Source organism: Butyrivibrio sp. YAB3001 (assembly GCF_900112195.1).
Lineage (GTDB): Bacteria > Bacillota > Clostridia > Lachnospirales > Lachnospiraceae > Butyrivibrio.
Map to the genome: position 1 here is coordinate 26,142 of NZ_FOKR01000014.1, position 12,577 is coordinate 38,718.

General features: G+C 40.3%; 16 protein-coding genes. All 16 read left to right on the top strand.

What is annotated here, in order from left to right:
* The first annotated feature begins 7 nt into the window (after positions 1-7).
* The 16 genes from BM086_RS14175 to BM086_RS14240 all read left to right on the top strand — a co-directional run bounded on the left by BM086_RS14175 (position 8) and on the right by BM086_RS14240 (position 12,575).
* Positions 8-346 (top strand): DUF4315 family protein, encoded by a 339-nt coding sequence (locus BM086_RS14175; protein WP_092327928.1) that lies wholly within the window; start codon positions 8-10, stop codon positions 344-346.
* On the top strand, positions 336-1,100 hold the full coding sequence (locus BM086_RS14180; protein WP_092327930.1) for a DUF4366 domain-containing protein: 765 nt from the start codon (positions 336-338) through the stop codon (positions 1,098-1,100). The genes BM086_RS14175 and BM086_RS14180 overlap by 11 nt, the downstream gene beginning before the upstream one ends.
* Positions 1,101-1,102: 2 nt before the next feature.
* A complete protein-coding gene (locus BM086_RS14185) occupies positions 1,103-1,390 on the top strand; it encodes a DUF4316 domain-containing protein (protein ID WP_175560288.1) in 288 nt (95 codons plus the stop codon).
* On the top strand, positions 1,384-1,725 hold the full coding sequence (locus BM086_RS14190) for a plasmid mobilization protein (RefSeq protein ID WP_242952216.1): 342 nt from the start codon (positions 1,384-1,386) through the stop codon (positions 1,723-1,725). Before BM086_RS14185 ends, BM086_RS14190 begins: the two co-directional genes overlap by 7 nt.
* Positions 1,726-1,801: 76 nt before the next feature.
* The gene (locus BM086_RS14195) at positions 1,802-2,089 is read left to right on the top strand and encodes a hypothetical protein (protein WP_092327936.1); all 288 of its coding nucleotides are present in this window, start codon (positions 1,802-1,804) and stop codon (positions 2,087-2,089) included.
* A gap of 65 nt (positions 2,090-2,154) precedes the next feature.
* Positions 2,155-3,588: a relaxase/mobilization nuclease domain-containing protein gene (locus BM086_RS14200; RefSeq protein ID WP_092328153.1), complete on the top strand. Its 1,434-nt coding sequence runs from the start codon at positions 2,155-2,157 to the stop codon at positions 3,586-3,588.
* Between the two features lie 149 nt (positions 3,589-3,737).
* Positions 3,738-4,136 carry a single-stranded DNA-binding protein gene (locus tag BM086_RS14205; protein ID WP_092327939.1) on the top strand — a complete coding sequence of 133 codons (399 nt, stop codon included), beginning with the start codon at positions 3,738-3,740 and terminating at the stop codon, positions 4,134-4,136.
* Positions 4,137-4,157: 21 nt separating this feature from the next.
* Positions 4,158-5,330, top strand: a complete 1,173-nt coding sequence (locus tag BM086_RS14210) for an ArdC-like ssDNA-binding domain-containing protein (RefSeq protein WP_092327941.1) — start codon at positions 4,158-4,160, stop codon at positions 5,328-5,330.
* 181 nt (positions 5,331-5,511) lie between these two features.
* A complete protein-coding gene (locus BM086_RS14215) occupies positions 5,512-6,315 on the top strand; it encodes a MerR family transcriptional regulator (RefSeq protein WP_092327942.1) in 804 nt (267 codons plus the stop codon).
* 156 nt (positions 6,316-6,471) lie between these two features.
* The gene (locus BM086_RS14220; protein ID WP_092327945.1) at positions 6,472-7,122 is read left to right on the top strand and encodes a 3'-5' exonuclease; all 651 of its coding nucleotides are present in this window, start codon (positions 6,472-6,474) and stop codon (positions 7,120-7,122) included.
* A 104-nt stretch (positions 7,123-7,226) separates the two neighbouring features.
* Complete coding sequence (locus BM086_RS21020) at positions 7,227-7,394, top strand: hypothetical protein (RefSeq protein WP_175560289.1); 168 nt, start codon at positions 7,227-7,229, stop codon at positions 7,392-7,394.
* 143 nt (positions 7,395-7,537) lie between these two features.
* Complete coding sequence (locus tag BM086_RS20590) at positions 7,538-7,729, top strand: hypothetical protein (RefSeq protein WP_141107757.1); 192 nt, start codon at positions 7,538-7,540, stop codon at positions 7,727-7,729.
* Positions 7,729-9,135, top strand: coding sequence for a FibroRumin system radical SAM peptide maturase (locus BM086_RS14225; RefSeq protein ID WP_092327947.1), 1,407 nt, complete (start codon positions 7,729-7,731; stop codon positions 9,133-9,135). Before BM086_RS20590 ends, BM086_RS14225 begins: the two co-directional genes overlap by 1 nt.
* Positions 9,128-11,257, top strand: a complete 2,130-nt coding sequence (locus tag BM086_RS14230; protein WP_092327950.1) for an ATP-binding cassette domain-containing protein — start codon at positions 9,128-9,130, stop codon at positions 11,255-11,257. The genes BM086_RS14225 and BM086_RS14230 overlap by 8 nt, the downstream gene beginning before the upstream one ends.
* Positions 11,258-11,358: 101 nt before the next feature.
* Positions 11,359-11,910, top strand: a complete 552-nt coding sequence (locus BM086_RS21445) for a DUF4298 domain-containing protein (protein ID WP_242952217.1) — start codon at positions 11,359-11,361, stop codon at positions 11,908-11,910.
* A 14-nt stretch (positions 11,911-11,924) separates the two neighbouring features.
* Complete coding sequence (locus tag BM086_RS14240; RefSeq protein WP_092327952.1) at positions 11,925-12,575, top strand: metallophosphoesterase family protein; 651 nt, start codon at positions 11,925-11,927, stop codon at positions 12,573-12,575.
* Positions 12,576-12,577: the final 2 nt, after the last annotated feature.

A 12,577-nucleotide genomic window follows, 5' to 3' on the forward strand; every position in this document is an offset into this window, starting at 1 on the left:
GAGAGCTATGTTTGAGAGATTGGAGAAGTACCGCGCTGAGCTCATGAAGGCCAAGGCCAGAAGAGCAGATCTCGATGCAAAGATAAAAGAGCTTGAGCGCAAATGCAAGGAAGAAGAGAATGCCCAGATCCATGGAATGGTCCACGCCATGAACATGACACCTGAGCAGCTTCAGAAGGTTCTTGCAAAAGTATCAGAGGGTAAGCTTCCTGGAGTCTTTGAAGACGATGACTACGACGAAGACCTTGATCAGATTATAGCTGAAATGGACGCTGAGGAGGCTAAAGAGGTAGAGGAAGACATGAAAAACTATTTGGATTCGGAGGATGTGAGCAATGAAAACTAAGTTAAAAAGAAGATTTATCGCAGGGCTTCTTAGCGTTATGGCGATGACTGCTGGGATGAGTCCCATAACAGCTTTTGCCCAGAGTAAGGAAGCCAAGTGTATCTGCGAAGAGAAATGCACAGAGGACTGTGTGAACGAGGAATGCGAAGTCTGTAAGTATGACTACACTTACTGCGAGGGAAAAGAAGCTGAGGAAGAGCCGGAGGAAGAACCCTGGGGACCACTTACTCCGGATGGCAACATGACTCTTGTTGATGACTACGGCAGCATCGAAGCTGGTGGCAAGCAGTTTATCACTGTTGTAACCAAGGCCGGCAATTACTTCTATATCATCATCGACAGGGATGACAACGGAACCGAGAACGTCCACTTCCTGAATATGGTTGATGAGTCAGATCTTTTAAGCCTCATGGATGATGAGGAAGCCAAGGCCTATATTGAATCTATTTCGGAAAAAGACAAAGATCCTGAGCCACAGGAAACCAAAGAAGTGGAACCCACAGATCCTGATCCGGAAGAGCCAATAGAAGAAAAGCCTAAGGTTAACACCACACTTCTCATGGTGATAGTTCTACTCGCTGCAATAGCAGGTGTGGCCGGATATATCTATGTTACTTCCCAAAAGATGAAGGGAAAGAAAGATGACGAGGAAGATCCGGATATTGATTTTGATGATGACGATGATTCTGATTATCTTCCGTCTTCAGATGATGAGGAAATTACGGAATCTGACACTTCAGAAACGGAGGAATGATCATGAGTGATGTAAAAAAGTGGGGCGATGTCCACGGATTACCACCGGAACCTGAAAAGGACGAGAGTTCTGATCCTGTAAAACTTAAGTCCTACACCAGGACCATGGAAGACATGCTGGAGCAGAACGACAACCAGCTGGATGGTGTTATCAACAATCTTCCGGAGGAAACAATTGCGGAGAAAGAGGAAAAAACTTCTGTAGTCGGTAAGCTTAAAAACGTAATTCCACCAGATGAAGAAGCCCACAAGCCGCCATTGGTTTTGTGGCCTGAACGGGAGAGATGCTGAGCGGAGACAAGCGTACTGTGCAGATGAACTTCCGCGTCACTGAAGGAGAAGCAAAGCTTATCCGAAAGAAAATGTCTGAAGTGGGCATCAGGAGTCCTGGTGCCTATCTTAGAAAAATGGCTCTTGATGGTTACTGTATCAGACTTGAGATAAAAGAGCTTAAGGAAGTGAGGTTTCTTCTTCGTAATGCAGCCAACAATCTGAACCAGTACGCTAAACAGGCAAACACTACCGGTGCTATTTACAAGAATGACATTGATGATCTAAAACGCAGACTTGATGAAATATGGGAGCTCATGAAAGAAATGTTGAACAAGCTTTCAAAAATACAGTAGTATTTGACATCCTTGCCACGGGAAATTGATAAAACTATCATCAGTATAGGAACTATTTTTTTCGAGGAGGGCTACGATGATGATGACAAAATTTTTGCTTCGAATGATTCTGTTACCTGTATTTCTGATAGTTATTGCAGCAAGGCTCGCACTTAAGATCGTAAATAAGCTTGGGGCTTATGCAGTTACGCTTTTCTGGTTCGTTCTGGCTGTGGCAACCTTCTTTATCATCAAAGAGCAGCAGTACTGGCAGCTTGCAATTGTAGGAATCTCAGTTGCGTTTAGTTTGGCTGCACTTACTGCCAGCGTATTTCTTGAAATGACACTGGAGGACATTGAGAGATTTCTTAGGAACAGAGCATGATAGATTTTTTTAGACCGGGAGCTTCCGATACTTGGAGGCTCCTATTTTTTGTTGGAGGAAAAGACATGGCGGCAACGAAACTTATTACAATGCACCAAAACAAAGGACTGTCCGTTATGGAGAGTATTGCAAATAGGATAAAGTACGCCAGCAATGATCTGAAGACTGAGGACGGACAGTATATTTCATCCTATGAGTGCGACATCAAAACTGCCACCCAGGAATTCGACTTTTCCAAGAAAGAGTACCTTAGGATAACCGGGCGAAAGATAAAAGGCGATATCCTGGCATATCAGATCAGACAGAGTTTTAAGCCCGGGGAAGTTACACCGGAAGAGGCAAATGCTATTGGCTACGAAACTGCCATGCGCTTTACCAAAGGAAATCATGCTTTTCTTGTAGCTACTCATACCGACAAAGCTCACATTCACAATCACATCATTTACAACTCTACGACCTTGGACTGTACCCACAAGTTCAAGGATTTCTTTTTAGTAGGAATTGCACTGCAGAGGCTTAGTGATGAGATTTGTCTTGAACATGGACTGTCAGTTATTAAGCCAAGGCCCTATGCAGAAAGAGTTAAGCGTACTGAATTTCCCTGGAAGAAAACTAAGAGGGCGACCGTTTGTGAAGACATCGACATGGCTCTTTCCAGGAACCCAAGATCTTTTGCGGAATTGTTAGCATTTCTTGGTGAGATAGGCTATGAGGTTAAGCCTGGTGTTCACACAGCAATCAGGGGAAAAGACCAAAAGAGATTTGTAAGATTTCGGTCTCTTGGCCCAGGTTATACAGAAGAAGATCTTGTGAAAATCATTGCCGGGGAAATGCAGCAGGATGAGAATTCTTCCAAGTGGAAAACAAAAGAAGCCTGGAGAAAAGGCACTGCTCCAGTTTACAAGAAAAGAGACTTTGACCTTCTTGTGGATATTGAAGAAAAGTTAAAACAGGGAAAGGGTCCTGGTTATGAAAGATGGGCTAAGATATTTAACCTCAAGCAGATATCCCAGGCTCTTTTATTCCTGCAGGAAAACAATGTTCGTGATTATGAGACTCTGGCACAGAAGGCTGATGCCTCAAGCAAGTTTTTTAATGACCTGGCGGGACAGATAAAAAGCTATGAGAAGCGTCTTTCTGAAATAGCTGAGATGCGAAAACACATCTATGGCTTTGCTAAGACTAAAGAGATTTATGAAGGCTACAAGAAATCCGGTTACAGCAAAAAGTATTTCGAAAAGTACAGGGAAGATATCACAATCCACAAGGCTGCCAAGGAAGCTTTTTCTAAATATCCAAAGGGAAAGATTCTTAAGATGAAGGACCTTAATGCGGAATACTCAGAGGTTCTATCTGAGAAAAGAAAGCTCTATCAGGACTATCAGCAGGCCAAAAAGGACATGAAGGATTACCTCATTGCCAAGAAAAACATCGATGCGATCCTTGGCGATGAACTGAAAAAATATCAGCAGAGGGAAAATGAAGCTCCAACGAAGTAGGAGCGACGCCTGAGAGTGAAAATCTCAGAAATGGGGTTTGGGGCATAATCCCCAACGAGCGAAAAAATGGCATTTGCTAGCAAATGTCACTGCTCGCCACTTAGCGTAGTATGGCCCACAAAATCTTTTGAAAATGGAGGATTTACAGTATGAACAAGGCAATAATCATGGGAAGGCTCACCAAAGATGTTGATATCAGAAACGCTGATACCGACAAGAAGGTCGCCAGAGGCACATTGGCAGTAAACAGAAATTATAAGAAGGAAGGTGAGGAGCAGGCAGCAGATTTCATTAACCTGGTGGCTTTTGGAAAGCAGGCCGACTTCCTGGAGAAGTTTGGTAAGAAAGGAATTAAATTCATTGTCACTGGCCGTATCCAGACCGGAAGCTACGACAAGGACGGCACTAAGATCTATACCACAGATGTGGTAGTAGAGCAGCTGGAGTTTGCTGAAAGTAAGAGCGCTTCAGAAAAGGCAGAGGTAGGTACGGATGATGGTTTTAGCAATGTTCCTGAAGGCTTCGAAGAGGGATTGCCGTTTAACTGATCAAAGAGGGGAGGCGAGTAAATGGATTACGATGAAACCAGGGTAATGTTCCCGATTGAAGAGATCACTCAGAAGCTCGAACAGGGCCTGGGAGATTTCATGAACTCTGAGAAGTTCAAAGACTACCTTAACACCATGTCCAAGTTCCATCATTACAGCGTCAACAATACAATTCTCATTGCCATGCAGAGGCCGGATGCAACACTTGTAGCTGGTTACGAGGCCTGGCAGAAGAACTTTGACCGACATGTGAAAAGAGGATCCAAAGGAATCAAGATCATTTCTCCAGTTAAGGTAAAAAAGAAAGTCTGGCAGGGCAACGATTTTGACCGGGATGACAACGGAGAAAAGTGTCTGTATCAGAGACCTGGAGAAACCAAGGAACAGTTTGAAAAGCGCTCCGCTGAAACTGTGAAAGAAGTTGAGTACACCAACTTCATGATCACATCAGTTTTTGATGTCAGCGATACTGAAGGAAAAGCACTTCCCGCAATTGGCGTCAGTGAACTGAATGGAACAGTTGAAGATTATCCCAAGCTTATAGCGGCTCTTGAAGGCATCTCAAAAGTTCCTATAGAGTATGCGAATATCTCAACAGGAGCTAAGGGTTACTTCTCGATGACTGACCAGAAGATCGTCATTCAGAAAGATATGTCTGAAGCCCAGACACTTAAGACGCTGATCCACGAGATGGCCCACTCAAGACTTCATGACAAGACTGCAGATCTATCTCACGGGCAGCAGGATCCTAAGAGCAAAAATGAAAAAGAGGTGGAGGCTGAATCTGTAGCTTATGTAGTCTGCCAGCACTTCGGACTTGATACTTCCGACTACTCTTTTGGCTATATTGCCAGCTGGAGTCAGAGTAAAGACCTCAAGGAGCTTAAAGCTTCCATGGACACAATCCGCAAAACTGCTTCCGGCATTATCTCTGACTGCGAGAGCAAGGTCATGGAAGAAAAGACCATGGCAACACTTGATGAGGCAGCAGCTCTAAACAATTCTACTGGCCAGATCAGAATCTTGGGACCTTCAACCCCAAAGGAAGAGCCAAAAGAGGATATAGAGAAACCAAGAGATATCCAGGGGCTTAAGAAATCAATTCTGGATAAACTTAAGGGAACCAAAGAAACAGTAGCATCACATGACAGACCAGAACGCAGATCTGATAGATCTTCAGGGATGGCTATTTGATGTATTGGGGCAGCTTCGGCTGCCCCGGTTTTTTTGTACTTATAGCACGCAGCGTGCAATGACAAAAGCTATTCTAACGCCAAAATAACGCCAAAAATAAGATAAATAGAAATTATAAAAAAGAGTATTTACAGCACGCAGCGTGCAGTGATAAATTCATTTTTGTCAGGAGGAAATTCATATGAAATCTATTAAAGAGGTTGAGGAACAGCTAGGGATTACAAGGCGGACATTACAAGAATATGATCGTATTGGATTGCTGAACCCATCAAATAAAGATGAGATAAAGGCAGGAAAGCTTGTTCAATGGAAATATGATGAAGATACTTTGGACACATTGAAGCTAATTACTCTATTTGTCGAAGCCGGATATAAAAGAAATGAAATAAAAGCTTTTATCAACGAACCACAAAAGCTTAAAAAGGAATTCAAAGCTTTAGAAAAAAAGCTCAAAGAAAGGAAAAATAGAATAGATACACTTCTTAACGAAGTTAAGGCATCAAGAATTATTCTTGAGATGCCAGAGAAAATTGTAAGTGAAATAGCACCTAGAGCTGAAAAACTTATTAAACAAAGAGGATGGGATGCTGAGGCATTAATGAAAGAAGTGTATGAACAGCTTGATCTTGATGATCCTGATACTAGAGACATATTTAAGTTGCAAACTGTTTTTGAAGGAATTGCCTTTTTTGAGGAACTTCCAGGTGATGTTGTTGTACAGAGGTACGTATATAGGCTGTTTTGTTATTATTGTTCCCTTGGGGCAAAGCATTCTGACGAGCATTTCACTAAAGAAGAAATAAGAGATGGAATTGCAGAGGCTGTAAATGATCAGAGTTCAAGGCGTGAATTTGTTGATGATATATGCGAACTATTTTCGGAAGTGTTGAAACAGGTTGATGAATTCTACGGCGATGGAAAAGAACAGTATATAAAAGATGCGCTAGAACATTTTGCTGAGCATGGACTCGTAAAGGTGAAATAAGATAAAAAAGCAAATATTTTATCTTTCTGTTTTAGTGGAAATATGGAGTCCTAAATCGTAGTTTTCAATATGTATGTTAAGTGATGCGTGAAATACAATTAGATTATAAATCAAAAGAACAGAGCGTTACCTTTAAATTATGAGTGGGAGGCGTTTATGTATTATGCGGTGATAGACCTGGAGATGTGCAAGGTCCCTAAAGGATATAAAAGATTTGGCTACAAGTGGTGCCAGGAAACAATACAGATCGGTGCAGTTCTTCTTGATGAAGACTATGAAATAGTTGATGAGTTCTGTACATATGTTAGACCGGAATTTGGACATATTGATTTTTATATAGAAAGTTTAACTGGTATATCACAGGCTGATGTGATGACAGCGCCTTCATTTGAGGAAGCTCTGGAAGAATTCCTTGAGTGGTTACCATACGAAGATGTCAGATGCGTCTCATGGAGTGATTCAGATCCTAAACAGATCGTACATGAGGTGATTGCTAAGGAAATTGAAGATGAACGTATAGAAATTATTATTGCTAATTGGGTGGATTGTCAAAAGACATTTGGACATAAGATGGGCAAAGAGAACTTATATAAACTAGAGGAGGCGCTTATTGCTTCAGATATTATTCCTGAAGGAAGAGCACATGATGGCCTCGCAGATGCCCGTAATACAGCAATGCTATTTGCTAAGCTCGAACAAAATCCTGATTATGAGCTTAACGAATTTTATAAAACTGCAAGGGAAGATGAAACAGAGCATCTAAGTTTTTGCATGGGAGACCTATTTGCAGGGTTAGCTTTAGCATAATACCAGGAAGGAGGTAGTAAAGCTAAGGAATAAGGGAATCACAATTGAATAATGAAACTTACAGAGATTTAGATTAAGAAAGAAAAAATTAGGAGGATTTTAAGATGGGTAAGAGACATAACAGATATGATTATGACGAGGATGATGAGGACGATTCTGAAAGGCTGAGCGTGTATGATGCAGCAGACATCTGGCTTAGTAATGGATGTGATGAGGATTATACATTTGGTTATTCTGAAGAACAATTAAGAAGAGCAGCTGGAATAAGGTGATAATACCAAGGCTTTATTAAAAAAGGCTAAATTCAAGATATTCCGTTGAAGGGGAAAAAGGCAAATGCTATAATTATATTTGGTCCAATTGTTGAAATTTGGGTCATTAAAACGGACAATAATCAAGGATGAGGAGGAACCTTATGAACGCTAGTCAATTAGATTATGATGCTCTTTACGGAAATATCAACTTTAATGGTGAAATTGTTGGGGCAAAATGTAATTGTACAGCTTGTAATAGCTGCTCATGTGGCAGATGTGAGAGATGTATTTCCCAGTGTACTGGTTGTAAGAGCGGTATTACCGCAGAAGACCTTGAGTGGGAGGTTGCTTAATGGTTAAGCTCTCTCGTTTCGCTCACACATTTGAGGTTGATGGCGCGGTAGCGCTGTATCATTCATTGAGAATGAAACCTGTGTATTTATCGAGAGAATCGTATCAGAGCTTGCAAGCGTGGCTTGCAAGCTCTTTTTCTGATGATTTCGAGCATGCTCCTAATGAAATAAAGGACGAAGTCCAATTACTCAAGAAATGGAAAATTCTATCGGATAAGGCAGATGAAGATGATAGGGTACTGACATTTATACGCGATCATGAACCAGAACCAGCGATAAGTGTTTGTTATATGATTTTAAGTGAACAATGCAATCTTGCGTGTAAGTACTGTTTTTTAGGCAATAATGATGATGAAAAGAGAAAACATTTTAACCTGGAAAGCATGTCTGAAGAAAATGCAAGCAAAGCTGTTGATTTTTTTGTTAAACAACTGAAAAAATCGGGATTGGATTTTGAAAAGGAGAAGCCGGTAGTAATTTTTTATGGTGGAGAGCCTTTAGTAAATTATTCAATATTGGTATACATAGCAGAAAAGCTAACTAAGCTACAGGAAACGGAACCTTGTTTGCAGAATTTGCAGATGTCCATGGTAACAAATGGGCTTTTACTTAATGAAGAGAGAATAAAAAAGCTTATTGATTTAAAAGTTGGAATAGGTGTTTCAATTGACGGTTTTACCGAAGAAGAGAACAGTATGCGAATTGACAGGGATGGAAATACTGTTTTTAAGAAAATTTTGGAAAAGGTAAGCTTATGTCAGCAGTTAGGAGCGAACATTTCTCTTTCAGTCACTCTCAGTGAAGAAACTGTTAAGCATAGAGAACATGTAATTGACTTGGTTAAGAAGTATGGAATAAAGGGTTTTGGCTTTAATATTATGATGTCTAGCGACACATTTGTATTACCGGAATCATATAACGAAGCAGCTGCGGATTTCATTATTGACGAATTCAAGGAACTAAGAGAACTGGGAATAATGGAAGATCGTATGCTTAGAAAGCTGGATGCTTTTAGCAAAGCGAAGGTATATTATTCTGACTGTGCTGCCACTAGTGGAGGACAAATTGTAATCGCACCTAATGGTCAGGTGGGAATATGTCATGGCTGTCTATATGATAAAAAGTATTTCGTCACAACAATTGATGATGATGATTTTGATTGTAAGGCGAATGAAGACTTTATTGAGTGGTCAAAGCTTTCTCCTGTAAATAAGGAAGAGTGTTTGGATTGCCCTGCATTAGGAATTTGTGGGGGCGGATGTCCTCTAAATGCCATGTACTCTAAAGAGGGTAATACAATTCATTCGATAGATACACGATTTTGTGTACATGCTAAGAAAACGCTTAATTTCTTGATAGAAGACTTGTATAGAGTTATGCAAGAAAGGAGCAAGCATAGTGAGTAATGATATATTTGTTGAAGGTATCGAAACGAATAATCTAAAGAACATTGATGTCAAGCTTGTTAAGGGTGGGATCAACCTGATTTTGGGTCCATCAGGAAGTGGAAAATCCACTTTGGCGTATTCTACAATATCCCAGATAGGTCAGCATGAGTATATGTCCATGTTTGCTGATGATGTCATTGAGCCTACATACAAAGTGCGTTCTTTTCGGAACATGCTTCCTGCGGTTCCGATTAAGCAGACGAATTATAACAATAATACGCGCTCTACGATAGGATCCTATTTTGGTGTATCCAATAAGATCAATTTGATATATTCGGCCATGTTGGATCTTGAAGATGATTTTTTTCTGTTGACTAAAGAAGAAAATGTATGCGAATGCTGTCATGGAGTCGGATTTGTTAATGCTCTGGATGTAAATAAAATAATAGATTATGATTCTACAGTAAGAAATATTCCGTTTAGATGCTGGAACAAGTATAAAGATTTTTATTCTGAATTACTATGCAGATATTGTGCTGATGAAGGCATAGATCCAGATACTCAATATCGAGATTTGCCATCGAAAGCAAAAGAAAAACTGCTTTATGGTGAGAGCATAAATAAGTATTCAATTAAGTATAAAAAGGTTGGTAGGATAGCAAGTAGGACAACGAAGTACTACGGAGTTATGACGGATAGAAACTTGATGCCTGGAAATTCCATCAGTAAAGCTTTTTATTCATATGTGGAATGTCCAAAGTGTCATGGTATGCGTTACAACAAAGACCATCTTAATTACAACATTAATGGAATGTCTATAGGAGAGTTCCAAACTACTGAATTTGATCAGCTTTATCCTATGTTGGATTATTTAACAACAAATGTTAATGATGTACACATGAAATTTGCTGTTTCAAAGATTTCAGGATTTGTAAAGAAAGCTGTTGAATTGAAGCTAGGGCATTTGTACTTCAATAGAAGTATTCCAACATTGTCAGGCGGAGAACTTCAACGGCTTAGGCTTGTTCAGGTCTTTAATACGCAATTATCAAATTTGATGATTGTGCTTGATGAGCCGCTTGCAGGCTTGTCAAAAAATGAGCGCCCAATCATCCAGCGAAATATAGAAAATTTAGCAAAAGACAATACTATAGTTATAGTAGATCATGGTAAATCATTTCTTCAGAAAGCGGATTCTGTAATATGTCTGGGGCCTACAGGAGGTAGCGAAGGAGGATATATAATTGATACCGAGAAGTATTTAGCACTGCAGGAAGAAAAACATAAGTTTAGCGCTCCAAAGTGCGATAAAATGATGCGTATTGTTGCACATAGTGATGTTTACCAATACAAAGGAGTAGATATTTCTATTGCAGATGGGCGAATGAACCTTATTACTGGGGATTCTGGTGTAGGGAAGTCTACACTGTTAAGAGAGTATTTTCCACAAGTGCTGAACGAATATGTATACATAAATCAGAAAGCTTTGCTTGGAAATAAGAACTCTTCAGTTGCGACAGCTCTTGATGTGGCCAATAAAATAGCATTGGTATTTGGAAACAGATTTAAAAAGGACAAAAAGTTATTCTCGAATCTTACCGGTAATGAAGGTTGCTGCAAAAAGTGTGGCGGATCTGGATATTTGGAGTTTGGCGATAAAGATTCAAAGATAGAGATAGAATGCCATGTGTGTCATGGAACTGGGTTTAATCCTGAAATAGAGAAATTCAGGATTAATGGAAAGAATATGTTTGATGTTTGGAGTATGACGGTTAGTGAGGCTGCAGGCTTTTTCTCTGATATTGACAAAAAGATATCCAATGCATTGCATGAAGCAGAAATGATTAAGGTTGGACATTTGAAATTGGGTCAACCGACAAAAACCTTGTCAGGTGGAGAAAATATCCGAATTAAGCTCCTGAGAAGCATTCACACTACTTCGAAAATAATAGGAATAGATGAGCCATTTAAAGGACTTAATCCGTCCGAAAAGGTAGCTGTAGGATTGTTTTTGGATGACTTGAGAAAGAATGGAAAAACAATAGTGGTAATTGATCATTCTGAAGGGATTGAGATGTTTTTCTCTAATAATTTAGAGATAGATAGACAAAATGGCATTATTTGTGCAAAAAATAACTGAATAAACAGTAGAAAGCGTTTTGACTACGTCATCATCAGTTATTGGTGGCGTAGTTTTTTGTTATAATTTAAAAAGCTGATAATTACAGAAGGACACTAATCATGAGCAAAAAGAAACATCCACCAAGAGTAAAACATTACTCAGATCTGAAACAGAGGGCCAAGGCTCTTTGCACAAATCTGATGTACGCTATATACAAGGACCAGATTAAGGAAGGCTTTTCTGATGAGGAAGCCCACAAGCGCGTTGCAGAGGTTCTGAACAATAGAAGTATTCATTTATTCCCAGAGGAAGCTGCCGAGAGATACGAGCACAAGAAGAATCACTTCGCTAAGCGTCTTCAGAGAGATAATGTGCCAGCGAATCTGAACAAGATGGAGGCAATCTATCAGAAGGCCAATGAGACTCTCAAAGCATTGGAGGCAAATATCTTTGATCTTCAGCACATGCAGGATGACCTTCAGAAGCTGTCCGACTACTATGGTAGCAAGCAGTGGAAAAAAGACTTTGAGGCGGATGAGCAGGGACTATATCCGGAAGATCTGAAGCGCGGAGTTTTATCTGAAGATGGTGTTTACAACCTGCTTGAGCGGAACAAAGAAATTATGGAAGTGCTGAAAACATATCTTACAGAGGATGAAACCGAAGACTAAGATGGAGACATAAGATGAGAATAGGTATTGTATCTGATACTCACGGGCTTCTCAGGAGAGAAGTGATAGAAGGCCTGCAGGGTGTTGATCACATAATTCATGCCGGTGATATCGACAAGAAGGAAGTGCTCGATGAGCTTGAAAAGATAGCTCCGGTGACTGCGGTCAGAGGAAATGCTGACAAGGATTGGGCAGTGTACCTTCCAGAGAAAGCGCTTCTCGAATTTGAAGGCAATAAGATCTATGTTTTCCACAACAAGGGAAAGATTGATGATTTCATTATGGATCTTCCCATAATTATTTATGGGCACAGCCACAAGTACTCCCTGGTCGAAAAGAACGGACAGGTCTGGTTTAATCCCGGATGCTGCGGAAAAAGAAAACCAGATCAGGAAGTCTCATATGCGATTCTTGAGATCCGGGGCAAGAATGGTTTTTCTTTTGAAAAGAAAGTTATAAAGACCACTGGAAGCACCGGCTCTCTACCAAAGAATATAGACTCGATCATTACCAAAGCAATGAAGCTTGCCGACAAGGGAGCTTCTCACGAAGAGATAGCTGCGAAACTGAAAATATCAGAAGATCTTTCGGAACAAATCTGCAGAATGTACTTTACTCATCCTGGGGTAGATGTTGCAGGGATTCTTCAGAGGATAAGTAATTAGGG